At 59.2% G+C, this 24,317-nt stretch carries 20 protein-coding genes and 1 pseudogene; 14 read left to right on the forward strand and 7 right to left on the reverse strand.

Going from position 1 to position 24,317, the window contains the following annotated elements:
• Positions 1-39: 39 nt before the first annotated feature.
• From oppB to F3H58_RS18490, 4 genes are all read left to right on the forward strand, one after another.
• Entirely contained in the window at positions 40-963 is a 924-nt protein-coding gene (oppB, locus tag F3H58_RS18475) for an oligopeptide ABC transporter permease OppB (RefSeq protein WP_149743217.1), read from the forward strand.
• The gene (locus F3H58_RS18480) at positions 956-2,086 is read left to right on the forward strand and encodes an ABC transporter permease (RefSeq protein ID WP_149743218.1); all 1,131 of its coding nucleotides are present in this window, start codon (positions 956-958) and stop codon (positions 2,084-2,086) included. The genes oppB and F3H58_RS18480 overlap by 8 nt, the downstream gene beginning before the upstream one ends.
• 1 nt (position 2,087) lies before the next feature.
• Positions 2,088-3,698, forward strand: coding sequence for an ABC transporter ATP-binding protein (locus F3H58_RS18485; RefSeq protein ID WP_188128981.1), 1,611 nt, complete (start codon positions 2,088-2,090; stop codon positions 3,696-3,698).
• A gap of 194 nt (positions 3,699-3,892) precedes the next feature.
• A complete protein-coding gene (locus F3H58_RS18490) occupies positions 3,893-4,168 on the forward strand; it encodes a LysR substrate-binding domain-containing protein (protein WP_286169768.1) in 276 nt (91 codons plus the stop codon).
• Between the two features lie 119 nt (positions 4,169-4,287).
• Here F3H58_RS18490 and F3H58_RS27275 read toward each other — a convergent pair whose 3' ends face one another.
• From F3H58_RS27275 to F3H58_RS18525, 7 genes are all read right to left on the reverse strand, one after another.
• Complete coding sequence (locus F3H58_RS27275) at positions 4,288-5,790, reverse strand: SecDF P1 head subdomain-containing protein (protein WP_188128982.1); 1,503 nt, start codon at positions 5,788-5,790, stop codon at positions 4,288-4,290.
• A gap of 168 nt (positions 5,791-5,958) precedes the next feature.
• Positions 5,959-7,002: an ABC transporter ATP-binding protein gene (locus F3H58_RS18500; protein ID WP_149743219.1), complete on the reverse strand. Its 1,044-nt coding sequence runs from the start codon at positions 7,000-7,002 to the stop codon at positions 5,959-5,961.
• Between the two features lie 15 nt (positions 7,003-7,017).
• The gene (locus tag F3H58_RS18505; RefSeq protein WP_149743220.1) at positions 7,018-7,860 is read right to left on the reverse strand and encodes a carbohydrate ABC transporter permease; all 843 of its coding nucleotides are present in this window, start codon (positions 7,858-7,860) and stop codon (positions 7,018-7,020) included.
• Positions 7,850-8,776, reverse strand: a complete 927-nt coding sequence (locus F3H58_RS18510) for a carbohydrate ABC transporter permease (RefSeq protein WP_149743221.1) — start codon at positions 8,774-8,776, stop codon at positions 7,850-7,852. Before F3H58_RS18510 ends, F3H58_RS18505 begins: the two co-directional genes overlap by 11 nt.
• A gap of 48 nt (positions 8,777-8,824) precedes the next feature.
• Positions 8,825-10,084, reverse strand: coding sequence for an ABC transporter substrate-binding protein (locus tag F3H58_RS18515; protein ID WP_149743222.1), 1,260 nt, complete (start codon positions 10,082-10,084; stop codon positions 8,825-8,827).
• A gap of 29 nt (positions 10,085-10,113) precedes the next feature.
• Positions 10,114-11,724, reverse strand: a complete 1,611-nt coding sequence (locus tag F3H58_RS18520) for an FAD-dependent oxidoreductase (protein WP_149743223.1) — start codon at positions 11,722-11,724, stop codon at positions 10,114-10,116.
• A 28-nt stretch (positions 11,725-11,752) separates the two neighbouring features.
• Entirely contained in the window at positions 11,753-12,784 is a 1,032-nt protein-coding gene (locus F3H58_RS18525; RefSeq protein WP_149743224.1) for a LacI family DNA-binding transcriptional regulator, read from the reverse strand.
• A gap of 550 nt (positions 12,785-13,334) precedes the next feature.
• Between F3H58_RS18525 and F3H58_RS18530 the strand changes: the two genes are divergently transcribed.
• The 10 genes and pseudogenes from F3H58_RS18530 to F3H58_RS18575 all read left to right on the forward strand — a co-directional run.
• Complete coding sequence (locus F3H58_RS18530) at positions 13,335-13,571, forward strand: acyl carrier protein (protein WP_149743328.1); 237 nt, start codon at positions 13,335-13,337, stop codon at positions 13,569-13,571.
• Between the two features lie 286 nt (positions 13,572-13,857).
• Positions 13,858-14,871: a substrate-binding domain-containing protein gene (locus F3H58_RS18535; RefSeq protein WP_149743225.1), complete on the forward strand. Its 1,014-nt coding sequence runs from the start codon at positions 13,858-13,860 to the stop codon at positions 14,869-14,871.
• Positions 14,872-14,941: 70 nt separating this feature from the next.
• Positions 14,942-16,465 carry a sugar ABC transporter ATP-binding protein gene (locus F3H58_RS18540; RefSeq protein ID WP_149743226.1) on the forward strand — a complete coding sequence of 508 codons (1,524 nt, stop codon included), beginning with the start codon at positions 14,942-14,944 and terminating at the stop codon, positions 16,463-16,465.
• A gap of 12 nt (positions 16,466-16,477) precedes the next feature.
• Entirely contained in the window at positions 16,478-17,479 is a 1,002-nt protein-coding gene (locus F3H58_RS18545) for an ABC transporter permease (RefSeq protein ID WP_149743227.1), read from the forward strand.
• Between the two features lie 41 nt (positions 17,480-17,520).
• Positions 17,521-18,495, forward strand: a complete 975-nt coding sequence (locus F3H58_RS18550; protein WP_059757988.1) for a sugar-binding transcriptional regulator — start codon at positions 17,521-17,523, stop codon at positions 18,493-18,495.
• Positions 18,492-19,490 (forward strand): aldo/keto reductase, encoded by a 999-nt coding sequence (locus F3H58_RS18555; protein WP_149743228.1) that lies wholly within the window; start codon positions 18,492-18,494, stop codon positions 19,488-19,490. The genes F3H58_RS18550 and F3H58_RS18555 overlap by 4 nt, the downstream gene beginning before the upstream one ends.
• 120 nt (positions 19,491-19,610) lie before the next feature.
• A complete protein-coding gene (locus F3H58_RS18560; RefSeq protein WP_149743229.1) occupies positions 19,611-21,335 on the forward strand; it encodes a glycerol-3-phosphate dehydrogenase/oxidase in 1,725 nt (574 codons plus the stop codon).
• Between the two features lie 2 nt (positions 21,336-21,337).
• Positions 21,338-22,180, forward strand: coding sequence for a class I fructose-bisphosphate aldolase (locus F3H58_RS18565; protein ID WP_149743329.1), 843 nt, complete (start codon positions 21,338-21,340; stop codon positions 22,178-22,180).
• Complete coding sequence (locus F3H58_RS18570; RefSeq protein ID WP_188128983.1) at positions 22,173-23,672, forward strand: FGGY-family carbohydrate kinase; 1,500 nt, start codon at positions 22,173-22,175, stop codon at positions 23,670-23,672. Before F3H58_RS18565 ends, F3H58_RS18570 begins: the two co-directional genes overlap by 8 nt.
• Before the next feature lie 262 nt (positions 23,673-23,934).
• A pseudogene (locus tag F3H58_RS18575) lies at positions 23,935-24,297 on the forward strand (alcohol dehydrogenase catalytic domain-containing protein); the annotation flags it as partial.
• Positions 24,298-24,317: the final 20 nt, after the last annotated feature.

A 24,317-nucleotide genomic window follows, 5' to 3' on the forward strand; every position in this document is an offset into this window, starting at 1 on the left:
TGGCCGACACCACCGTGCCATGCCGGAGCCCGAAAAACCATGATCTCGTTTATTCTGCGCCGTTTGGCGAGCGCCGTGCCGACCCTGTTTATCGTCGTCACGATTTCGTTTTTCCTGATGCGTTTCGCACCGGGTGGTCCGTTCAATCTCGAACGCCCCCTGCCGCCGCAAACGATGGAAAACCTGATGAGAACCTATCATCTGGATGAGCCATTGTGGCGCCAGTATCTCATCTATCTCGGCAATGCCGTCACCGGCGATTTCGGTCCGAGCTATATCTACAAGGACAATACCGTCGCGCAGTTGATCGGCAAGGGCCTGCCCTATTCGCTGGAACTCGGCAGCTATGCTCTTCTGCTGGCGCTGGTGGGCGGCGTTCTCGCCGGCACCCTGGCCGCGCTCAGGCAGAATAGTGCCTTCGATTTTTCGATCATGTCCATTTCGACGGTTGGCGTTACCGTGCCGAACTTCGTTGTCGCACCGGTTCTCACGCTTGTCTTTGCCGTCATACTCGGGCTTCTGCCCGCCGGCAGCTGGGGCGACGGATCGCTGCGATATCTCATCCTTCCGATGATCGCGCTCGCTTTGCCGCAGCTTGCGGTTATCGCGCGCCTGACACGCGGCGCGATGATCGAGGCTCTGCGAATGGACCACATCCGCACCGCCAAGGCTTACGGTCTTCCGGCGCGCAACGTGGTGGTATTCCACGCCATGCGCGCGGCGATGCTTCCGGTCGTTTCCTATCTGGCTCCCTGCGCCGCAGCACTGCTGACGGGTTCAGCAGTCATCGAGACGATCTTCACTATTCCGGGTGTCGGCCGCTACTTCGTTCTTGGTGCGATCAATCGTGACTATACCTTGGTGATGGGAACCGTCGTTCTCGTCGCCATTTTTGTCATCCTGTTCAATCTCGTGGTCGATATTCTCTACGGCCTGCTGGATCCGAGGGTCAGACATGACTGATATCCCCGGCAATATTGCCCCTCAACCATCGGTGAAAAGCCGAAGCCTGTTTCAGCTGGCAGCCCTGCGTTTCAAACGAAACAAGGCCGCCATGGCAGGTTCCGTCATGCTGCTGCTGATCACGCTTTTCTCGTTCATCGGCCCGCATTTCCTCACGCACACTTACGATCAGGTGTTTTCGTCCTATGTCTCCGTCCCGCCGAGCCTTGAGCCACGCCCGGATGTGAACAACCTGCAAGACGTGATGGAGGGCGTTGCCAGCCGGGCGCGCGTCGAGCTGAAGGAATTCTCCGTCGAAGGGCAGACCTTCACGGCAACCGTCGCCTCCGGCAGCCCTATTGACCCGCGCACCACACGCTATTTCGACCGCGCCAACGAATTCGAAAATACGAAGGTCGTCGCCACCGAAGATGAGGGCCGAACGCTGAAGCTGGAAGGCGACGTCAACCGCGAATATTTCTTCTTCGGCACCGATTCCAACGGTCGCGACATGCTGGCGCGCGTGATGCTGGGTGGGCAAATCTCGATCGCCGTCGGCGTTCTGGCCAGCCTCGTTTCACTCGGGATCGGCGTACTTTACGGCGCAACTGCGGGGTATATCGGGGGGCGTGTCGACAATGTGATGATGCGTTTCGTCGAAATCCTCTATTCGCTGCCCTTTGTCTTCCTGGTTGTCGTTCTGGTGGTGTTTTTCGGCCGCAGTTTCATCCTGATCTTCCTGGTCATCGGTGCGGTGGAATGGCTGGACATGGCGCGTATCGTCCGCGGCCAGACGCTTGCCCTGAAACGGCGGGAATTTGTGGGCGCCGCACAGGCCTTGGGTTTGAGTGACTGGCAGATCATCCGCCGTCACATCATCCCGAATACGATCGGGCCCGTCGTCGTGTTCGTCACGGTCGTCGTACCGAAAGTCATTCTGCTGGAAAGCTTCCTCTCCTTCCTCGGTCTTGGCGTGCAGGCGCCGCTGACGAGCTGGGGTGCGCTGATTTCCGAAGGTGCCAACAATATTCAATCGGCCCCCTGGCTACTGATATTTCCGGCGATCTTCTTCGTGCTGACGCTGTTTTCGCTGAATTTCGTGGGTGACGGGTTGCGTGATGCACTCGATCCCAAGGATCGTTGACATGAATACGACATCTGAAACCATCCTCACCGTCCGTAATCTCAAGGTCGATTTCACGACGCCGGACGGCACGGTGAAAGCCGTCAAGGGCATCGATCTTGACGTCAAGCAGGGTGAAACGCTTGCCGTTGTCGGAGAATCCGGTTCCGGCAAAAGCCAGACCATGATGGCCATCATGGGGCTGCTAGCATCCAACGGCGTTATTGAAGGTTCGGCAAAATATCGCGGACGCGAGCTGATCGGTCTGCCGGTTGGCGAGCTGAACAATATCCGGGGTGCGAAAATCACCATGATTTTCCAGGAGCCGATGACCTCGCTCGATCCTCTCTACCGGATCGGCGCGCAAATCGCCGAACCTATCCTGCACCACAGGGGCGGCAGTAAAAAAGAGGCGCGCGCCCGCGTTCTCGAACTGCTGAAGCTCGTGGGAATTCCCGAGCCGGAGCGGCGCATAGACAGCTATCCCCACGAACTTTCCGGTGGCCAGCGCCAGCGCGTCATGATCGCCATGGCTCTCGCGAATGAACCGGATATTCTGATTGCGGATGAGCCGACCACTGCGCTGGACGTGACGATCCAGGCGCAAATCCTCGACCTCCTGAAGTCGTTGCAAAAACGCTTCGGCATGGCCATCGTCCTGATCACGCATGATCTTGGCGTGGTCCGCCATTTTGCCAATCGTGTGGCTGTCATGCGCCGTGGCGAGATCGTTGAGTCCGGTACGACGGAAGATATCTTCCATCGCCCGCAGGCGGATTACACCAGGATGCTTCTTGATGCCGAACCCAGCGGACACAAGCCGGCAATTAGTACAGAGGCGCCGGTCGTGCTCTCCGGCCAGGGCGTAACGATCGATTATACAATTCCTGGTGGCTTCTTGTCGAAGTCTCGCAGGTTTCGAGCCGTAGACGGCGTCAATGTCAACCTTCACCAGGGACAGACCATAGGCATCGTCGGTGAGTCCGGATCAGGCAAGTCCACGCTCGGTCGTGCGCTTCTGCGTCTAATTGTGGCAGATGGCCGTATTTTCTTCGATGGGAGGGAAATTACCGGACTTGATCGGAAGGCAATGCGGCCATTGCGGCGGCGTCTGCAGCTTGTGTTCCAGGACCCCTACGGCTCGCTTTCGCCAAGACAGACGGTCGGAGAGATCATCACGGAAGGCCTGTTTGTGCATGAGCAACGGCTGAGCAGAGCGGAACGGGACAAGCGGGCAATAGAAGCACTGAAAGAAGTCGGTCTCGATCCCGCCGCTCGCAACCGTTACCCTCACGAGTTTTCAGGCGGACAACGTCAGCGTATCGCAATCGCCCGCGCGATCATCCTCAAACCGGATGTCGTCATTCTCGACGAACCCACATCCGCACTGGACCGATCCGTTCAGGGACAAGTTATCGATCTGCTGCGTGATTTGCAGAAGACGCAGGGCCTTTCTTACATCTTCATCAGCCACGACCTTTCTGTCATCAAGGCGATTTCGGACTACGTCATCGTCATGAGAAACGGGAAGATTGTGGAGGAAGGGGAAACGGACGCCATATTCAACAGTCCGACGGTTGAATATACCGAAACACTCATCAAATCTGCTTTTTCAGTGGAGGCGGCACCATAGATTATCGCACGGCCGTGGCAGGCCTTCTCTGGCCCTGAACCACCTGAAAAAGAGCGGCAACAGATCGCACAAAGACAGAACTTCTTCCGACAAAGGAAATGCCGGTGCGAGGTTGAGGATCGAGATGGCCTTTGAGACATGCTTGCGGCGGACAAACGCCGCGCCTCTGCACAGCTTCCTATGCCGTTGCCGCAATGACGGCAGATCATCGACTGGCATCCCGCCGGGTCGTCAAGCCAAATGACCTTCTCGATGAACGAGTGCTCATTCCCGGCCGCAATTCTCCGCTAAGGCTAGGACTTGACCGCGCTTTCTCAATCGAAGATCACCAACCAATAAGCACGATGGAAACGTCAATGCTGAACTGCTGCCACTTTGCAGCGGCGGGCATGGGCGTGGCATCGTGGATCATACCAACCTGCGTTCTGCCGGTGCCGAAGTGGTGGCGATACCATTCGAACCGAAGATAGAAGTGTCCCACGACGCGCATCCGCCAAATGATGAGCGCCGCAGGAAAAGATACGGATCGTTCCCGGTTATTGCCTCGCTCGAGTCCTTTGCAGTGATCGCCATTTCCCTTTTTGCAGGATTATGGCGCCAACCGCACAATGATCTTGGCCTCCGAAGACGACAATTTCCGTTCGACGGCCAAAGCTTGCGCTGAATCAAGGCCACTGATGGTGACGCTGCCGCCCATAATCGGCTCTCTCACGACCGGTTCGAAGATGACGTCTCCGTCAACCAGCAACTGGGTCTTCTGCCCGAGAGCCGCGCGTGTGAAATCCTCGAAGGCCTTGGCGCTTTCCGGTGTCAACGCAATTTCCACCGCAGGTCCGGCAGTGGGATTGATTGAGGTTTTCACCTTTGCGACCTTGAGCGAAATCGGTAAAATGTCTCCGACGCTGTCGGCGGGGGTTTTGCCACCCTCATTCTGGTTGGGAGAGGAAGCGGTATCGGCGTCGGCCTTCGGTCGGTACTGGTCCAGATCGATCGAAGCCTGCGTATTGTTTTGAGGTAGCGGCTCAACGCGTTGACCAGACAGGGTCTCGGCAGTCCAGGCATGCGGCGTGGGTAGGACCGGTGGCTGATCCTCACGCCAGATATGCACGCCCACGGTGACCTTCATGCCGCCAACACTTGCGACCGTGTTTTCCAGCACTTCGATTGTCGAGCCGTCGCGTGTTGAATTCACATAGGTCACAGTCCGCGACTTGCCGGCGCTTCTGGCCTGCGCCAATTGCGCATCGGTCAGTTGTTTCGCCCGGTCTGCGAAGCTTGCGATCATGCCATCGATCGAAGATTGCTGGGATTGCAGCAGGGCAGCCGGATCGTAGGTGACCGTAGCGCTGAATGTGGCTGTTTGCCGGGCCTTGTCGGTGGCTTCGAGTTTCCAGACGGTGCTTGTCGGAACGAGCACCCCCTTCAGTTCTTCGCTTCCCGCAACCGTCCATTCCTGCCCGATATCTGTCGTGAAAGCTTCGGAGGACTGCCCGAGCGCAAGGATCATGCTTTCCGGCGCAAGCACGTTGATAACGACAAGAGGATTACCTTTAACGGTCTGGAGCATGCGGGAGGCCGTGTTATCCGTCGAGGACGTGGACAGGAGCCTTTCCATATTGGCAATGATCTGATCGGCGCCGACGAGCGCCGTCGGAGCACCGCTCGGATCCGCGTCGAATTCCAGCTCCTCGACACCATAAGCGGCGAGCGAATTGCGGAACATGGCGTTCATCGCATAGGAATCCGCAGCACCCGTCGCATCCGGGGGAATGTCCGCGGAAAGTCTCCATTTCACCCGCATCCCCTCGTCGTTCCGCGAAAGAACCGTTGCCGATTGACGGAAATCGCCACGCATGACAACGGAGGATGCTTCCGGCTTGTCGAACCAAAGCGACATATCGGTTTCGGTCGTTTTTTGAACCCGATAATGAAGCTCAGTGCCGACGGCAGGCGCATAAGGCGGCACGGTCACGCTCTCCGCCGCCTGTGCGGGGCCGACCGCTATCGTTGCAGGGAATGTCAGACCGGCAGCGAGAAAGAGGAGGCGAATCAGGCCGATATTGCGGCGCGTTGTGGTCGTGCGAATTTGCATGCCCTCCGGTTGCAGCTTTTCCAACACCTGACATGCCGATTTCGGACTGTCTATCCCAGGTTCAACGCCACACGGCTTCTGTGGGCAGTGATTTTTAATCATTGAATTCTGCCCTGCGCCGCGATTAGCGCGACGATTCCATCTTCACTCTTCCGGTTTTCATCGACGCTAGTTGAGGCGTTGACTGGTTCTGGCATCGAACAGGTGGATCGATGCCAAATCCGGCTGAACCTGGATGGTCGCGCCCGGCTGCGCTTGTACGCGCTCGCGGAAGACACCGATGACCTGGTGATCGCCGATCATCATCGTGACCTGCGTTTCCGACCCCATCGGCTCCACCAATAAAACGGTTGCGGTGAGGCCATGGTTGACCAGTTCGAAATGTTCCGGGCGGATGCCGTAGATCGCTTCGCCTGTGGCAGGGCCGGGCGGGAGGGGCAAAACAACGCCATCAGCCTCGAAGCCATCGGCGGTCAGTCGTCCCTTGATGAAATTCATCGCCGGGGAACCGATGAAGCCGGCGACGAAGGGATTGGCGGGCCGGTCATAAAGCTCGAGCGGCGCTCCGCATTGCTCGACCCGTCCGGCATTCATCACCACGATCTTGTCTGCCATGGTCATGGCTTCCACCTGGTCATGCGTGACATAAACGGTGGTGACCCCCAGACGCTGGTGCAACGCCTTGATTTCACCGCGCATCACCACGCGCAATTTGGCATCGAGATTGCTGAGCGGTTCGTCGAACAGAAAAACCTGAGGATTGCGGACGATTGCGCGGCCCATGGCGACACGCTGCCGTTGCCCGCCGGAAAGCTGGCGGGGGAACCGTTCGAGCAACGGCGTCAGCCCCAATATCTCCGCTGCCCAGCTCACCCGCTCGGCGATCTCGGCCTTGCTGCCGCCGCGATGTTCAAGCGAAAAAGCCATGTTTTTCGCTACGCTCATGTGCGGATAAAGCGCGTAGTTCTGGAAGACCATGGCGATGTCGCGGTCTTTCGGCTCGATCTCGTTGACGACACGGCTGCTGATCGAGATATCGCCGCTGGTAACGGTTTCAAGGCCTGCGATCATCCGCAGCAAAGTGGATTTGCCGCAGCCCGAAGGGCCAACGAGGACAACGAATTCGCCATCGGCAATATCGATATCGACGCCGTGGATGGTGGCGAATGCGCCATAGCTTTTCTTGACGGATCTAAGGGTAACGGGTGCCATGGGTCAGCCTTTCGATTAGCCTTTAAGCCCGGTATGGGCGAGGCCTTCGACGAATTGTTTCTGCGCAACGATGAAGATGATGAGTACGGGGATGGCGGTCATCGTTGCGGCGGCGAGCTGGATGTTCCACATCGGTCCGCCGTAGGCGTCGGTAAATTGTGTCAGTGCCTGCGGCAGGGTGAACTTGTCGGGGCTGGAGAGAAAGACGATGGGTTCGAGATAGAGGTTCCAGCTGCCGAGAAATGTGAAGATTGCAACGGCGGCCAGCGCCGGACGGGCAAGCGGTAGCGCGATGGTCCAGAATATCTTCAACCGGCCGAGGCCATCGACCCGTGCGGCTTCTTCCAGTTCCACGGGTAAGGAAATGAAGAACTGGCGCATGATGAAGGTGGCGAAGACCGCCGGCGCACCGAAGATCGGCACCAGGATCAGCGGCCAGTGCGTGTTGATCATGCCCCATTTGAGAAACATCCGGAACAGCGGAACCAGCGTCACTTCGGACGGGATCAGCAACCCCACCAGCACCACCATGAAGATGGCGTTGGCGAAGGGGAACCTGATGCGTGCGAAGGCATATCCGGCCGTCGACGCCACTGCCATGGTGCCGATGGTGACGATTGCGGCGATATAGGCGGAGTTCCAGTATTGCAGCGCGAAGGGCTGTATTCTGAAAACGTCGGAATAGGAGGAAAAATCGAAGGCGCGCGGCCAGATATCCGGCGGAAAGGCAAATATCTGGCTGACCGGTTTGACCGACGACGTCACCATCCACCAGGTCGGAAAAACGAATGGGACAAGCAGCACGCAGAGTATGAAATAGATAAGCGTCTGCGCGCGTGGGCTGAGTTCAGTTTTCATAGAATACGAACCTTCTGCGCAGGTGCCATTGGATGAAGGTGAGCGCGCCGACAATGACCAGCAGGATGATGGAGAGTGTCGAGCCATAACCGAAGAGGTAGAACTGGAAGGCCTGCTGATAGAGGTAATAAACGAGAACCGTCGTGGAAAAACCCGGTCCGCCCTGGGTGAGGATCATGATCTGCGCAAAGACCTGCAACGCGCCGACGATGGTGACGATGGAGGCGAGCAGGATCGTCGGGCTGATCATCGGCAGGGTGATGCGATAAAATTGCTTGAAGCGCGGCACACCGTCGACGCGCGCGGCTTCGAACAGTTCTCGCGGCACGCCCTGAAGTGCTGCAAGAAACAGGATCATGTTGAGACCGAGATTCTTGAGTGCCTGCACGACGATGACCGAGATCAGCGCGGTTGTTGGGTGGCGCAGCCAGTTGGGGCCCTCGACGCCGATCGTCTGCAGGAGGCCGTTGATGCCGCCATTGTTCTGCAGCAGGAAACTCCAGACGATTGTCCAGGCGACCAGCGACACCACCACAGGCGAAAAGAACAGCGTGCGGAACACGGTCATGAAGGCGAGCTTCTGGTTCAGGAGCAACGCAAGCCCCAGCGCCAGGCTCATATTGAGCAGGGCAAGCCCGGCGGAGAACACGGCGGTCACGGCCATCACCTCGCCAATGGCCGGATCGCCGAGCAGCTTCTGGTAATTGGCGACGCCGGTGAACCGGAACGATCCCGCCAGCACGTTCCACTCATGCAGTGAATACCAGAAGACCAGCACCAGCGGCACGAGCACGAAGACAACGATACCGATGAGTTGCGGCGCGATGAACAGATAACCGGTGGCGGCGTCACGCCGCGCCATGGTCCAGAAACCGCGCCGGGCCTCTGTTTGCGCTGTTTGGAGGGCAAGCGTCATGGCTCTTCTTCCTTCTGCCTTTCGCATCCACCGGATGACTGCGAAGCGTCAATTGGCCGCCAGCAATGGGTCAAGACGGCTGCAAAGCGCTTGCAGAACAGCCGCGACATCGGCATCGGGTCGCCAGAGACCGTCGAGGCCAGCGCGAACGGTCTGTTGCAGCCGGGCAAAATTGAGAACCTGCTGCGTTGATTGACCGGTGGCGACGCCGCGAATGACCACGGCCTCTATCTGCTCGCGCGACAGCAATGGGTTGGCGGCCGCAAGGACATCGGCGGTGAGCAGGCTCTTCCGTGCTGGCGGGAAAAACCGCGCGAGCTTGGCTACATTAGGCTTCGAGGAGAAAAACGCCAGGAATTCTGCTGCGAGCTTGGGATTTTTGCCGCTGGCCATGACGCCAATGCCTGCCCGACCTGTAACGGCATAGTCGCCGGCAGGCCCCGTGGGCAACGGCACGAGATCCCAGTCGAAGGCCTTGTCGCCTTTCGGCAGCAGCGATGCGCGGCTGATCTGGGTGGTCGTCATCGCCGCATCCCCGGCAAAGAAATCGGCCGAAACGCCAGGTCCCGGCATGGCCTTCTTCATGAAGATCGCATCGTGGATGAAGCGCATGGCCTCAACCATCTCCGGGCTGGCAAAAGCGCAGGACTTGGTGTCTTTCGACCAGGGATAGGCATTCCAGCCGGTGTAGATTTCGGCAAGATTTTCCCATGCCTTGTATTCAAAATCACGAATGATCAATCCCTCTTTGCCGGTGGCCGCCACTTTTGCGGCCGTCGCAATGGCATTGTCCCAGTTCCATTCGCCAGCGGCGATCATCTCGGCGGGCGTCTTTGCGCCTGCCGCCCGGATCATGTCGTTGTTGACAAAGACGCCGAAGGGCGATGTCGAGAACGGATAGAGATATTGTACCCCTTCATACGACCAGGCGGTGAGCGTTGCCGGGGGGAAGTCGCCCAGGTCGTAACCTTGCGTATTGGCAAAGGTTTCGGTGAGGGGATAAAGCGCCCCGGCCGCCATGAAGTCGGGCGCCGTCGTGTCGAACAGCCAGGCCAGATCGGGGGGATTGCCGCCGGCGATCTGGGTGGTCAGAGTGGTGGCATAGCCTTCGTAGGCAAGCGAATCGTAGGTGATCTTGACGCCGGGGTGGTTGGCCTCGAACTCATCGGCGATCTCGTTGAACAGGGCCAGATGAGCTTCGTTGGCGCTCCAGATGGCCATCCGCAATTCCTGCGACAAAGCCGGCGAAACCAGCCCGGATGTGACCAGAAAACCGGCCACTGCAATTTTCACTATACTCCTGCGCATGAATAATCCTCCCAGATTATACGTATTAGCTAGTAGCCGCGAATATCAGGCCAATGGCGCTCCACCCCTTGGCGTTCGATGTGGGTGTGAAACTCCGCCAGCCGCTTTTCATTGGCATGCACGCCATGCGGGGTCTCGCCCCTGTCGAGGCAATAGGCGGCCAGCATGCCGGCCACTTCGCCGATGTTCCACTCGACTGGATGCAGCCTGTAGCAGCCATTGGTGATATGCGTCGTGCCGATATTCTTGGAAGCGGCCAGCAGGTTCGTTTTATGGCGGGGAATAAGAGCACCCAGCGGAATTTCGAAAGGGCATGCGCCGACATCGATATAGTTATCGCCGCCTGTCGAGGGGTGAAGGTCGATGCGGTACATGCCGATACCGATACTGTCCGGGTAGTGCACCGCGCCGCGATCGCCGCGCACGGCAAGCGATAAATCCTGTTCCACCACCGTGGTCAGGGCACGAATTCGACGGCTTTCACGGATATAGGGCGCCATGGCCAGGCCATGCTCCGTGCCGGTAATGTCGCCGCGCAGGCGCAGGCCCGGAAAGCCCTGACCACCATCCGGGCGAGGCGCCTCGGTCTGCATCCAGTAGAACATGGAATAGGACAGGCTTGCCGCATCGGCCAGCCGCTCGGCATATTGTTCGGGCGTAACGTCGATGATCGGCGCCTCGAAATAATCGATCATCGGCCAGTTAACGAGGCAGATATCGCTGGCATAGGCGCCGGGTCGAAATGTATGGCGGGCGGCAATACGGCGGAATATCCAAAGGCTCATATCGCCGGCGCTGTGGCGCTGGTCGGCAACGTCGCGTGTTGCGTTGTCGTCCGGGTTGGGATCGAAGAACCGGCGGCTGCGCTCCAGTGTGCGCGGATTGGGCGAGTCCCAGCTCAACAGCGGGCCACCCCAAAATTCGGGGGCAACCTGACGCCAATGGTCATACCGGGCGGGTTTGTCGATGACATGATTGCCGTCAACCTGATCGATGGCGAAGCAGATAGAGACGGCTTGCTGATTGTCCGGTTGCGCCTCCGCCGGCGCGCTCGGCTCGCCGGTTTCGGATTGGGCTTCGAAACCCGTGACATAGTCAGTTGCGGTCAGCGGCAGCAGATCGCCCAATTCGGTCGCGTCGATGATATAGCGGGCCGAGCAGGAAACGAGATCGCCGGTATTGCAATGGCGTAGCGTCGCGGCCCGCACGGTGTCGCCGTCGACCTCCGCTGATATCGGCTCATATGGCTTGAGGATGGTCAGCCTGCCGCCGGCGGCGTAAGGCGCAAGCATTGCCTCCATCACCGCCAGCGAAACGCGTGGTTCGTGGCACAGGCGAGACACGTTGCCGTCTCCGGGGTTGAGCGTCAGATCGGCCCGGGCTGTGTCGGTGAGCGGATAATGATCGCGGTAATACTGCCGCACACCCGTGCGCAAGGCGCGATAGCTGGCCGTGATCCCGAACTGTTCGACCCAGCTGTGTTCGTCGGGCGGTACGGCCTGGCTGGTCAGCTGGCCGCCAATCCACTCGAATGCTTCGGTCAGGATAACGCTGCGACCGTTGCGCAGGGCCCCAAGCGCCGCGGCCACGCCGCCAAGCCCGCCGCCAACCACAAGAATATCTGCATTGTATTCTCTCACGTCAGGTTCTCTTTCCTTGAGTTGGGCTTTAAGTTGGGGAGGCGAGCGTTTCGCCCGCCACGATGTCGCAGCCCAGCAGTATCTGCCGTACGGGGCCGGGGGGGCTGGTAAGGGTTTCGACCAGCATGGAAGTCGCCTGCCTGCCCATCTCTTCGCGGGGGATGGCATAGGAGGTGAAGACGCGTTGCGACCGGAGCGTATGCGTGCGTGTGCCGCTGCCCAGCACCACGATGGAAAGATCGCCGGGGACGCTCACCCCCTGAGCGCGGGCCTGATTGTCGAAGACCACCGCTTCGGCCACTTCGGCAAAAAAAACAACGCTCGCTCCGCTGGCACGAACGGCGGCCAGTTGCTCGGCCGGATCGCCATTTTCGCTTTCGTGGGAATAGACCAGCTCCGCCGCGCCCTCGATTGCGGCGAGAAAACCACGCCAGCGGTCGCTGATGGATTCCGCCGGACCCGTCGCTCCGATAAAGGCGAAGCGGCGATGCCCGGCGGCAAGTGCCTCTCGGACAAGAGCATGCGTGGCTGTCACGTAATCCGCGCCAACATAACGCACCGGCCCGCCGGCATCGTCACGACGACCGACTGCAACATAGGGATAGTCGCCGGCAACCAGCTGGGCCAATTCATCGCGGTCGAACTGGCTGCCCAGAATGAGGCATCCGTCAGCCAGTCGAAGCCGACCTGTTTCTCCGAAGATGCGCTTGCGGCCGTTATCGTCGCGCGCCGCAGCCGTCATCAGCAGAAGGTCGTAGCTCAGCCTCTCCGCTTCCTCCTCTATTCCCATCAGGAAAGGCGTGTAGAAATCCGCCTGCGCGATCGGGAAAGCCGGCTGATAGGTGAAAACACCCAGAATCCGATTGGCGCCCTTGACCATGCTGCGCGCGATGGGGTCCGCCACATAACCCGTGTCCCGAATGGCCTTTAGCACACGCTCTCGCGTTTCAGGCGGGATACGGCCTTCCGCGGATTTCGCCTCGTTGAGCACGAGTGAAACCGTCGCCTGGCTGACCCCCGCGAAGATCGCAATGTCCCGTTGCGTCAAGCGCCTAACCATCGAAACCTCGTTTTCTGCTGGCTGCTAATTCGTATTAGCTGCTTATGCGTATAAACAGGGTTTGCGAGGGGATGTCAAGAGTTGAGGTACGCCGCGAGGATGTGTTGGTTCCGGCACGGAGCATGGGGCCGCTAAACTGGTTCCGGCACATACGATCCAGCGTCCGCGCGGCCCGTCACCACCAGACAGTCTTTCCCAGATATTTCGCTTAGGGCCAGATGAAACATGACTATCCATGTTACCGGAGTGCGCCTGCGAGCCCGATGCAATTCATGAAAGCCGAAAAAGTTCCGAGACAGAGACCGGCCTAAAAGCCGGTTGCGGGCAACAATAAATTGCAAAATCTTCATTGCAGGTCACTCCTTCCGAAGCTTAGATTTTATCGGGGGAGAAATGAGAGAGCAATGTCGAACCTGGGTAGCCTCATATCCCTTTTTGTCTTCGCGATAGGCATTTTCGCCTTCTATCGATGGATGTCGGATGACGTCGGCACGGAGAACAGGAAGTCGGAGTCGAGATGGTGAGTTTTTCGGTCCCGACAGACACCGCAGTGTCCGAGATAAGAAACCGGGTGACAAAAATCATCGGCGAGCAGCTCGGAATAGCTGATGATAAAATAGTCGATACAGCTGATTTTTCCGAAGATTTGAATGCCGATTCGCTTGAGGTCGTTCAGATCGTTATGGAGATCGAAGAGGAATTTGGCATCGAAATTCCCGATGCTGCCGCAGACAGTCTTTCCACTGTCGGTGATGCCATTCGCTTCATTCAGTTGGCGACGACCTAGTCGATCTGGAGAGGGCGCGTTTGATATGGAGATAATCAATCCATTCATGCACTTTCTTCCCGCCGTTGTCGGCGCCTATGTCCTCTACAAATTTTGTGTTCAAGCTCCCCTATCAGAAGCCCCCTTCACCATCCCGCAATATAGAGTTGAAATAAATTTCACATCCTAAAATAAAATTCAAACGGCATTGACGGCCGCTCGGTTTCCGGCTATTCCACTTCGTATGCAATAAATTACATCGAATAAAATTTATTGCGGACTAAGTCATTGTCCTTGGGAGGGGAATATGTTGGCTTTTCTGAAATCGACCGCTGCCGCGGGTGTTTTAGCCGTGGCGATTGCCGCTGGCGCCGGTTCGCAGGCCACCGCTGCGGGCAAATTTGCCTGCGAGCCGGGTGAGACCTATGTGATGAACGTCATGGTTTCCAGCCATCCGTATTGGGTGCCGGTCTTCGAGGGGTTCAAGCAGGCTGCCAAGGCGCTGGGCTGCGAAGCCGTCTTCACCGGTACGCCGGAATATGACATCACCAAGCAGATCGCGTCCTTCGAGCAGGAGTTGGTGAAGAAGCCGAAAGGCATCCTGCTTCATCCGATGCAGGCCGATCCCTTTATCGAGCCCATCAACAAGGCGATCACCTCAGGTGTTTCCGTGACGACCTTTGCGGCAGATTCTCCGAAGTCGAAGCGCACCGCCTATATTACCTCGGACAATGTTGCCGAGGCGAAATTCGCGGCTGACGAAATCGTCAAGAAGCTTGGCGAAAAAGGCGAATATGCCGTTCTGGAAAATCCCGGACAGAGCAATCATGATCTGCGCGTCACCGCCCTCATCGACTACATGGGGCGCACCTATCCGCAAATGAAGCTAGTTGGCCGTCAAGCGACCAATCAGGATGCGAATGTCGCCTATCAGGCTACTGCCGCTCTGCTACAGGCTAATCCCAATCTCGGCGCACTGTGGATCCCGGAGGCCGGTTCGGCTGAAGGCGCGACGACCGCAGTTCTCGAGGCAAAAAAGAAAGTCCTGATCCTGCATGCGGATATTACGCCGGCGACGCTGGAGCATATCAAGCAGGGCAATATCTATATGGCCATCAATCCCAATCAGGGTGTGCAGGGCTTCATGGGTTTCATGAACACGTTTCTGGGCGCCCATTCGGACCTTATCGACCCGTTCAACGACTATAAGGTCTCCGGCTTCAATCCGATGCAGGTTCCGTCGATGGATAATGGTTTCGCCGTCATCACCAAGGCGAACGCCGCCTCCTTCGATCTCAGCGAATATATGAAGGGGCGCTGACGCGTCTCGCCGGACCCGGCGGGGTTTGCGCCTCGCCGGCCATAGAGGGAAGCAGGTTCGGGAGGGCGTTATGGGTGAGGTCATCCTCAGCATGACGAATATTCACAAGGCGTTCGGGCCTGTGAAGGCGTTGCGCAGTGCCGCACTTGAATTGCGACGTGGCGAAATCCATGCGCTCGCTGGTGAAAACGGCGCCGGCAAATCGACGCTGATGCATATCATCGATGGCATTCTGCAGCCGGATGGCGGGGAAATCATGCTGGACGGCAAACCGGTCAAGATATCCTCGCCCAACGCGGCAAACCGGCTGGGAATCGGTTTCGTGCATCAGGAAATCGCGCTCTGCCCGGAGATTTCGGTCGCCGAGAACATGTTTATGTCGCAAACGGGCCAAAGCCGCTCCTGGTTCATGAACTATCGCGATCTCGAAAAGCGGGCGGCAATTGTGCTGCGGGAAATCGGTGATATCGATCCCGCCCGCCGGGCCGGTGACCTGTCGATTTCGCAACAGCAGATCGTCGAAATCGCCAAGGCGCTGACCCTCGATTGCCGTATCCTGATCCTCGACGAGCCGACGGCGGCTTTGACCGAAACCGAAGCGCAGACGCTTTTCAGGATCATGCACCGGCTGGCGGAACGAGGCATTGCCATCGTTTATATCTCGCATCGTATGGCGGAGATTTTCGAACATTGCGACCGCATCACCGTGATGCGCGACGGCTGCCATATCAGGACGGAGAATATTGCCGATATTTCCCCCGAGGAGGTCGTCAACAGCATGGTGGGACGGGTTCTCGACAAGCTCTACCCGCCAAAGCTTTCGGAGGATGAAAAATCGGATGACGTCATTCTCTCGGTTCGGGGCCTGAATGAAGGAAAGCGGGTTTTCGATGTCGATTTCGATCTGCGCCGCGGCGAAATCCTGGGGCTTGCCGGGCTGATCGGTGCGGGAAGAAGCGAGATCGCCCGGGCGGTCTGCCGGCTGGAGGGCAAGCCGAGAGGCGAGGTTACGCTGCGCGGCCGGCCATTAAGGCTCAAGGATTATCGTGACAGCATCCGCGAGGGGCTGGTCTATCTGTCCGAGGATCGCAAGGGGGATGGGCTTTTCCTCAATATGTCCATCGCCTCGAATGTCTCTGCGCTCGATATCGGCAGGGTATCGAACGGCATGGGTTTCATCGAGCGGCGTAAGGAAATGAAGCGCGCCGATGAGTTGGGACGCCGGCTGAAACTGCGGGCGAACAGCGTCGGTGACGCGGTATCGACCTTGAGCGGCGGTAACCAGCAGAAGGTGGCGCTGGCCAAGATGCTGTCGGTGGAACCCGAGGTCATCTTTCTGGATGAGCCAACCCGCGGGGTGGATGTGGGCGCCAAGGCCGAAATTCACCGTCAGATCCGGGAGCTGGCGCGTGAAGGGGTTGGCGTAGTTGTCATCTCCTCGGAGCTGCCGGAACTCATCGGTGTCAGCGATCGTGTGCTTGTCGTGCGCGAGGGGCGCATCACCGGCGAGGTCGAGGGGGACGACGACATGACGGAGGAAAAGATCATGCAGCTCGCATCGATCACTATCATGCAGAATGCGGCGGAAGCCTGAGGGAGCGGGAAAATGGCAACATCGGAAACACCTTCAAGCCTTGCCGAGGCGGCGGTTCGCCGCACGGCCTGGTGGGAGCCGGCGATCAAGGCGCGCGAAACCGGGCTGATCGTCATCATTCTCGCCCTTTTTACAGTGATGTCGTTCATATCGCCCTACTTCCTGACGGTGGACAATCTGCGGGCCATGGCCATGGTCTTCGCCATCGAAAGCATCGTCGTGGTGGGCATGACGATCCTGCTGATCTCGGGTGGTATCGATCTTTCCGTGGGGTCCGTTACAGCGCTTGCGATGGTGGCGGCCGGCTGGCTGTTCCTCAACGGTGTCGATCCCTGGGTCGCGGCAGGTCTTGCAATCTGCCTCACGACATTGGTCGGCATGGCAATGGGATTTCTGACCACCGTCGTCGGCCTGCATCATTTCATCGTTTCGCTCGGCGTCATGGTGATTGCGCGCGGTGTTTGCCTCCTGGCAACCGGCGGGCGGCCGCTGGGGCTCTATTCCCTGCCGCCGGAATTCAAGTTCATCGGCCAGGGCGCGCTTGGCGGCATTCCGCTGGTGCTCATCATCTTCCTGGTTGTGGTCGTTGTCTTCGACCTGCTGCTGCGGCGCACGACCGCCTTCCGCAAGGTGTTCTATACCGGCAGCAATCCCAAGGCAGCGGCCTATTCCGGTATCCGTGTCGGTCGGGTGGTGTTTGCCACAACCACGCTTTGTTCGATGTTGTGCGGTGTTGCAGGCGTTATTTATATGGCCCGTTTCGGCTCTGCCCAGCCCAGCTTCGGCGTCGGCATGGAACTCAACGTGATTGCGGCGGCGGTCATCGGCGGCGCGAGCCTTTCGGGCGGCTCGGGCACCATTCTCGGCGCGATCCTTGGGGCGATCCTTCTTTCGGTGGTTTCCAGTTCGCTTGCCTTGCTCAATGTGTCTGTCTACTGGCAGGACATCATCAGGGGCAGCATATTGCTCACTGCGGTCCTGTTCGACCACTATCTGGTCAGGCGCCGCCGTTGAGCGCCCTTCGCTCGCCCGAGGGTAACTGGAGAAAGACGACCATGCTGGATATCAAGGACGATTTCGATCAACAGAGGCAGATGTATTCGGTCCTGGTGCTGCATTTCATCGAGGGTGTGAAGCAGTCGGAAATCGCCGAGCGGCTCAATCTTTCCCATACCAAGGTGAACCGCATGATTGCGGCCGGCCGCAAGGCGGGCATGGTGAAGATCACCATCGCCAGCCCCTATCAGAGGCTGGTGGACCTCGAAAACGAGATTACCCGCCGTTTCGGCCTCAGACAGTCGGTGGTGACGCCGACGGTCTCCGATAATCCGGAAACCGCCTTGCAGATGGTAGGTCGGGTGGCCGCCAACCACTTGCTGGAGACCATTCGTGACGGCGATGTGATCGCGATTACCGGCGGCAAGGCGGTGAGTGCCGTTGTCGACAATCTGGAGGCGGAGCGTCGTTTCGATGTGCGGGTGGTGCCGCTGACCGGCGGCGTGCAGGGCAAGCATTATACCGATGTCAATCATCTCGCCACGCAACTGGCAGAAAAGCTTGGCGGCAGCGCATCGCTCGTTCATGCGCCGCTGTTTGCTGAGGATGAGGAACAGCGCGATCTGCTGATGAATGTCGCATCGATCCGTGAGGTCTTCGATCTGGCCCGGCAGGCGCAGGTGGCGCTGGTCGGCATCGGATCCGTGGAGGCTCCGGGCTCCGGCTACTACGATCTTCTGCCGGATGCGGCACGAGGCGGGCAGGCGCTGGTGGATGCGGGCATTGCCGGCGAGTTTCTTGCCCATCTCACCATGGCGGACGGGCAGCTGGCGCGCATCGATCTCAACTCGCGCGTGGTGGCGCTGGACCCCGGGCAGCTCGCCCGGTGCCCGAATATCATCGGTGTGGCGGCAGGCGCCATCAAGGCCGGACCCGTGGCGGCCACGCTTGCCGGCCGCTATCTGACGTCGCTCGTCGTGGACGAGGCGATAGCCGGCTATTTACTGGATCATGAAGGAGGGGAAACCGCGTGACGGACAATGCAATATTAACCCGGACGATTGGCAGAAGCGGCATTAACGCATCCGCCGTGGGGCTTGGCACCTGGGCCATAGGCGGCTGGATGTGGGGCGGCACCGACGAGCGGCAATCCATCGCCGCCATCCAGGCCTCCATCGATGCGGGTATTTCACTCATCGACACCGCACCGGCCTATGGCATGGGGCTTGCGGAAACCATCGTTGGCAAGGCAATTGCCGGCAAACGCGAGAAGGTGGTGCTGGTTACCAAATGCGGGCTGGTCTGGCATGTGAACGAGGGTGCCTATTTCTTCCATCAGGATGGCAAGCCCGTTCATCGTTATCTCGGTCCTGCCTCTATCCGTTTCGAGGTCGAAGAAAGTCTGAAACGGCTCGGAACCGATTATATCGATCACTACGTGACCCATTGGCAGGACGCCACGACGCCTATTGCCGAAACGGTCGGGGCTTTGGTGCGGCTGAAAGAGGAGGGGAAGATCCGCTCCATCGGCGCAAGCAACGTCTCGCCCGGCGATCTTGAGGCCTATATCGCCACCGGCGCGCTGGATGCCATTCAGGAAGAATATTCCATGGTGAAGCGCGATATCGAGACGACGCTGCTGCCGCTTTGCCGAAAGAATGATGTCTCGGTCCTCAGCTATTCATCGCTGGCGCTCGGTATTCTCTCGGGCAAGGTCGGGCCTGAACGGGTCTTTGCGGACGACGACCAGCGCCACGGCAACCCGCGCTTCAGCCAGGCGAACCGTCAAAAGATTGCGCGGTTGATGGGCGTGCTGGAACCGGTGGCGGTCGCCCACGGGGCTTCGGTCGCGCAGGTGGTGATCGCCTGGACGATTGCACAGCCGGGCATAACATTCTCGCTCTGCGGCGCGCGCGATCCGGCTCAGGCGGTCGAAAACGCCGCGGCTGCACGTCTTCGCCTCACGGAGAGTGAGCTGGCGCTCATCAGCGCCGGTGTCGCGGAGCATCTTGTGGGACTCGATACCTGATTATGTAGGCTGAGACGGGACTTCAGGCGAACAGCGCATCATTTTCGTCTCGTCTCTCATGTCGCTTTAAACGGTCAACAACATTGGGACGCTGGTCATCCGCCAGCGAACGGTATTTCTATGCCCAATTTTCGCGAGGACGCTCTGCGCCGCATCCGGCTCGATGGTGATTTCGATGCCGTCGTGATCGGCGGCGGCATCAACGGAATTGCCGCCTATCGCGATCTCGCCTTGCAGGGGCTGCGGGTACTGCTGGTGGAGCGTAACGATTTCTCCTCCGGTTGCAGCGCCGCACCCTCGCGCATGATCCATGGCGGCCTGCGTTATCTCGAAAACGGTGAATTCGGCCTCGTGGCAGAATCGTTGCGGGAGCGGGATGCGCTTCTGAGGCTCGCGCCGCATATGGTTCATCCGCTGCCGACCACGATCCCAATCTTTTCGACTTTCAGCGGCCTGTTCAACGCGGCGGCAACCTTTGCCGGTTCCGGCGGAAAACCCGCAAGCCGTGGCGCTCTCGCCATCAAGGCGGGTCTGATGCTCTATGATTTCGTCACCCGCAAAAACCGCATCCTGCCCCGTCACGCCTTTCGCGGTGCGTCCGGGACTTTGCAGCATTGGCCGGATCTGACGCCGGAGATCAGATATTCGGCCACCTATTACGATGCGTGGATAAGCCAGCCCGAACGGCTTGCACTGGAGCTTCTGATCGACACCCGTGCCGATGCGCCGCAAAGCATTGCGCTCAACTATGCGGAGCTTGTCCGTCTCGGCGACGAGTATCGTCTTCGGCTGGAGGGCATGGATGAAGCCCTGCCTATCCGCCCAAGGATCATTGTTAATGCGACCGGCGCCTGGATCGACGAGACGATTGGCACGCTGGCTGCACCCCCGGCGGCGGAGACAGCAAAACCGACCGTCTCCGGAACCAAGGGATCGCATCTGATTATCGCCAATGAGGCGCTTTTGAAGGCCCTGAACGGCCATATGATCTTCTTCGAGAATGACGATAATCGCGTCTGTATCCTCTTTCCCTATCTCAGCCGGGTTCTCGCAGGCTCGACCGATATCAAGGTGGATCGCCCCGAGCGGGTGCGCTGCGAGCCCGAGGAACGGGATTATATTCTGGATGCGATCCGGCAGGTCTTTCCGCAGATTGCCATTACCCATTCCGACATCGTTTTCAGTTTCAGCGGCATACGTCCGCTGCCGCGCAGCGATGCCGCCTTTACCGGAAGAATTTCCCGCAGCCATTTCATCCATCGCGTTGCGGGCGATCCGCCGCAGCTCTGCATGATCGGCGGCAAGTGGACCACTTTCAGGGCTTTTGGCGAGCAGGTGACCGACGAGGTTCTGGCTTTTCTTGGACGCCGGCGGCTGACCGGTACCATGGACCGCCCGATCGGCGGCGGCAGGAATTTTCCCACCGGCGCAGGCGGCCTGCCCGCCTTGCTGTCGGAGGAATTTTCGCTTGCTGGAGACCGGGCGGAGCATCTGGCTCTGGCTTACGGCTCCCGTGCCTTCGATCTGATGGGCTTTTGCCGGGGCCGTGCGGATGATGTGCGGCTTTCGGAAAAATCGCCGATCACGGCCGCGGAGGTGGTCTGGCTGATCCGCTTCGAACACGTGCGCCACCTGACCGATCTCGCCCTGCGGCGCACGACGCTCGCCATCACCGGCGTCATCGATGCCGAGCTGATCGACGCGATCCTCGCCGTTACGGCCCGCGAGCTTGGCTGGCCGGCCACCCAGGCGGCGGCGGAACGGCAGCGGCTTAGTCATGAGCTGGAGACTTTTTATGGGGTCACGCCGGCAATGCTTCAACACAGATGCAAGGAGAATGCATGATGATGCGGATTTCGAAAAAGGCGCGCATGAACCGGCTGTTCCGCAATGGCGGTTGCCTGGATGTGGCCATCGATCACGGGGTTTGCAACGAGCCGAGCTTCCTCGTTGGGCTGGAGGATATGGCGCAGACCGTGGACAGGCTGGTCGAGGCCGGTCCCGATGCCATACAGATGGCCTATGGGCAGGCGGATCTGCTGCAGCAGAGGCCGGAGCGCGACAAGCCGGCCCTCGTCATGCGTATCGACATGGGCAACCCTTACAATTCCACGCGCCACAGAACCATGTGGTCGCAGCTCCAGAACCATCACGATCCGATCATCGGTGCGCTGGAAATGGACGCCGCCTGTGTCGTCGTGAACCTGTTCATGCTGCCGGACGAGCCGGAGCTGTTTCGTCAATGCGTCGAAAACATCAGCCGCGTGCGGGCAGATTGCCATCGTTTCGGTATGCCGCTGATGATCGAGCCGCTAGTAATGCTGCCCAACGATGTCCGCGGCGGTTATCAGGTGGATGGCGACGCCGAAAAGATCGTCACGCTGGTGCGCCTTGCCTCGGAAATGGGAGCCGATATCATCAAGGCCGATCCGACCAGCGATCCGCGCGATTTTCACAAGGTGATCGAAGCCGCGCGGTGCCCGGTGCTGGTGCGGGGCGGGGGGCGTGAGGACTTGCGTAACGTGCTTGCGAAATCGGCGGCTCTGGTGGCCGAAGGTGCGAACGGGATGGTCTATGGCCGCAATATTTACCAGCACGACAATCCCAAGGCCGTCGTTGCGGCGTTGATGGCCATCATCCATCAGGGTGCGGGTGGCGAGGAAGCATGGGATATCTATAATCGTGGCTGATAAAAATCACATATTGGGTCTCGATGTCGGCAACACGGTCATCAAGGCCGTGCTGTTCGACACGGAAGGCCGGCAGGTGGCGCAACACGCCATCGACGGACAGTCGACATTCCCTGAGCCCGGCTATGTCGAGCGCGATCTCGAGGAATTGTGGCGGAACGGCTGCGAGGCGATCCGCCAGCTTCTGGTGAAATCGTCCGTCGATCCCCGCAGCATCCTGGCAGTGGGCTGTGCCGGCCACGGCAATGGCCTCTATCTTCTGGACAAGGACCGGCAGCCCCTGATCGGCATCCAGTCGCTCGACAGCCGTGCCGCCGATGTGGCGGCCGAGCTTGATCGGAAAAGCGGAACGCAATTGCAGGCCCGTTGCCTGCAGCGGCCATGGCCTGCGCAAACACCCAGCCTTCTCGCTTGGGTGAAGCGACATGCACCCGATCTCTATGCCCGGACCGGCACGGTCCTGTTCTGCAAGGATTTCGTCAATTTCCGCCTGACGGGGTGCCTTGCCAACGATATTTCCGATCTCAGCGGTGCGGGGCTGCTTGCCTTGCCGGAAGCGCGGCTCGACCGCGAGCTTCTGTCACTTTACGATCTTGAGGACGCGTTCGCGTTTTTCCCCCGTTGCGTGGAATCGGCTGACATCGTCGGCCATGTGACGGGCGAGGCTGCGGCGATGACGGGGCTGTCCGAAGGCACGCCCGTCATCGGCGGTTTCTTCGATGTGGTCTCCAGCGCCATGGGGTCGGGGGTCATCAATGCCGGGGAAGCTTCCATCATCGCCGGCACCTGGAGCATCAACCAGGTTTTCGCGGACAAGCCGGTCATCAGTCCCGATGTCTTCATGGTCACCACCTTCGGCCGTGACCGCTATGTCAATATCGAATCCAGCGCCACCTCCGCCGCCAACCTCGAATGGTACGTGCACCGTGTTCGCGGTGATCATGGCGACCACGCCTTCGAGCGCTGCAACGAATTGGTCGGCTCCGTCTCACCCCGCGCCGACGATCCGTTCTTCCATCCTTTCATTTTCGGCTCGCGACTGGGCGCGGAATTTCGCGGTGGCTTTTACGGCCTCGCGGGATGGCACGGCGAAGGCCATATGTTGCGGGCCCTGTTCGAAGGGGTGTGTTTCGAACATCGCCGCCATATCGGCGTCCTGCGCGAAGCGGGACTGCCCGTGGAAAGCGCCGTGATGTCTGGCGGCGGTTCCCGCAGCCAGCATTGGCCGCAGATCATGGCGGATGTTCTGGAAATTCCGCTACGTGTCGCGGAAGCCCGCGAGACGGGCGCACTCGGTGCGGCCATTGGCGCGGCCGTGGCGATTGGGCTTTATCCTGATTATGAGGAGGCGGTTGCGGCGATGACACGGGTTGCGAATGCTTACCGCCCCGATGCTGCGCAAGTCTCGCACTATGGGCGGCGCTATGGTCTCTATGCAGAATTGACCGCGCAGTTGCGTGGCTTCTGGAGCGCTTTGCGGTTACCGCAATAGTCTCCGGTTTCTGCAGGGCGCAATCGCGCGTCCGCATCGAGCAGAGCCCCTGCGCGGAGCAAAAGTATCTGTGCAGGGGTGAATATATCGCGCAATAGTTTGTATATAATTCAATATTACAACTTTATAAAGTATTGATGTTTTGATATGGCGCTTGAAAAATAGAATTGAAAGTAAATTTTAAACATAACTTCTTAAGCTCACCCTCCAGCCCGGTCGCCAACAGTTGCGCACGCACCCGTAACTCTCGCCACCGGTTGTCATCCACGCGGCGAAGGATCTGCGGATTGAGGAACGGGAGACCGAGCAGCCCGGTCCGGGACAGGTCGAGGTCGCCATCGAAGCGGGCGGCATCTGCGGCTCCGACCTGCATTATTACAACCATGGCGGCTTCGGCACCGTGCGCGTGCGGGAGCCAATGATCCTCGGCCATGAGGTCGCCGGCACCATCAAGGCTTTGGGAGAGGGTGTCTCCGGTCTCGCCGTTGGCGACCGCGTTGCCGTATCGCCGAGCCGTCCCTGCAACCATTGCGAATTCTGCCTGAAGGGTCAGCAGAACCAGTGCCTGAACATGCGCTTTTATGGCTCCGCCATGCCCATGCCGCATATTCAGGGCGCATTCCGCGGAGGCAGTTGCAGCATTCG

The sequence above is a fragment of the Rhizobium sp. NFACC06-2 genome (genome assembly GCF_900101425.1).
Lineage (GTDB): Bacteria > Pseudomonadota > Alphaproteobacteria > Rhizobiales > Rhizobiaceae > Agrobacterium > Agrobacterium leguminum.

Coding starts and splice junctions, on each gene's coding strand:
- oppB (WP_149743217.1), top strand. CDS start 40: ATGATCTCGTTTATTCTGCGCCGTTTGGCGAGCGCCGTGCCGACCCTG.
- F3H58_RS18480 (WP_149743218.1), top strand. CDS start 956: ATGACTGATATCCCCGGCAATATTGCCCCTCAACCATCGGTGAAAAGC.
- F3H58_RS18485 (WP_188128981.1), top strand. CDS start 2,088: ATGAATACGACATCTGAAACCATCCTCACCGTCCGTAATCTCAAGGTC.
- F3H58_RS18490 (WP_286169768.1), top strand. CDS start 3,893: ATGACGGCAGATCATCGACTGGCATCCCGCCGGGTCGTCAAGCCAAAT.
- F3H58_RS27275 (WP_188128982.1), bottom strand. CDS start 5,790: ATGCAAATTCGCACGACCACAACGCGCCGCAATATCGGCCTGATTCGC.
- F3H58_RS18500 (WP_149743219.1), bottom strand. CDS start 7,002: ATGGCACCCGTTACCCTTAGATCCGTCAAGAAAAGCTATGGCGCATTC.
- F3H58_RS18505 (WP_149743220.1), bottom strand. CDS start 7,860: ATGAAAACTGAACTCAGCCCACGCGCGCAGACGCTTATCTATTTCATA.
- F3H58_RS18510 (WP_149743221.1), bottom strand. CDS start 8,776: ATGACGCTTGCCCTCCAAACAGCGCAAACAGAGGCCCGGCGCGGTTTC.
- F3H58_RS18515 (WP_149743222.1), bottom strand. CDS start 10,084: ATGCGCAGGAGTATAGTGAAAATTGCAGTGGCCGGTTTTCTGGTCACA.
- F3H58_RS18525 (WP_149743224.1), bottom strand. CDS start 12,784: ATGGTTAGGCGCTTGACGCAACGGGACATTGCGATCTTCGCGGGGGTC.
- F3H58_RS18535 (WP_149743225.1), top strand. CDS start 13,858: ATGTTGGCTTTTCTGAAATCGACCGCTGCCGCGGGTGTTTTAGCCGTG.
- F3H58_RS18540 (WP_149743226.1), top strand. CDS start 14,942: ATGGGTGAGGTCATCCTCAGCATGACGAATATTCACAAGGCGTTCGGG.
- F3H58_RS18545 (WP_149743227.1), top strand. CDS start 16,478: ATGGCAACATCGGAAACACCTTCAAGCCTTGCCGAGGCGGCGGTTCGC.
- F3H58_RS18550 (WP_059757988.1), top strand. CDS start 17,521: ATGCTGGATATCAAGGACGATTTCGATCAACAGAGGCAGATGTATTCG.
- F3H58_RS18560 (WP_149743229.1), top strand. CDS start 19,611: ATGCCCAATTTTCGCGAGGACGCTCTGCGCCGCATCCGGCTCGATGGT.
- F3H58_RS18565 (WP_149743329.1), top strand. CDS start 21,338: ATGCGGATTTCGAAAAAGGCGCGCATGAACCGGCTGTTCCGCAATGGC.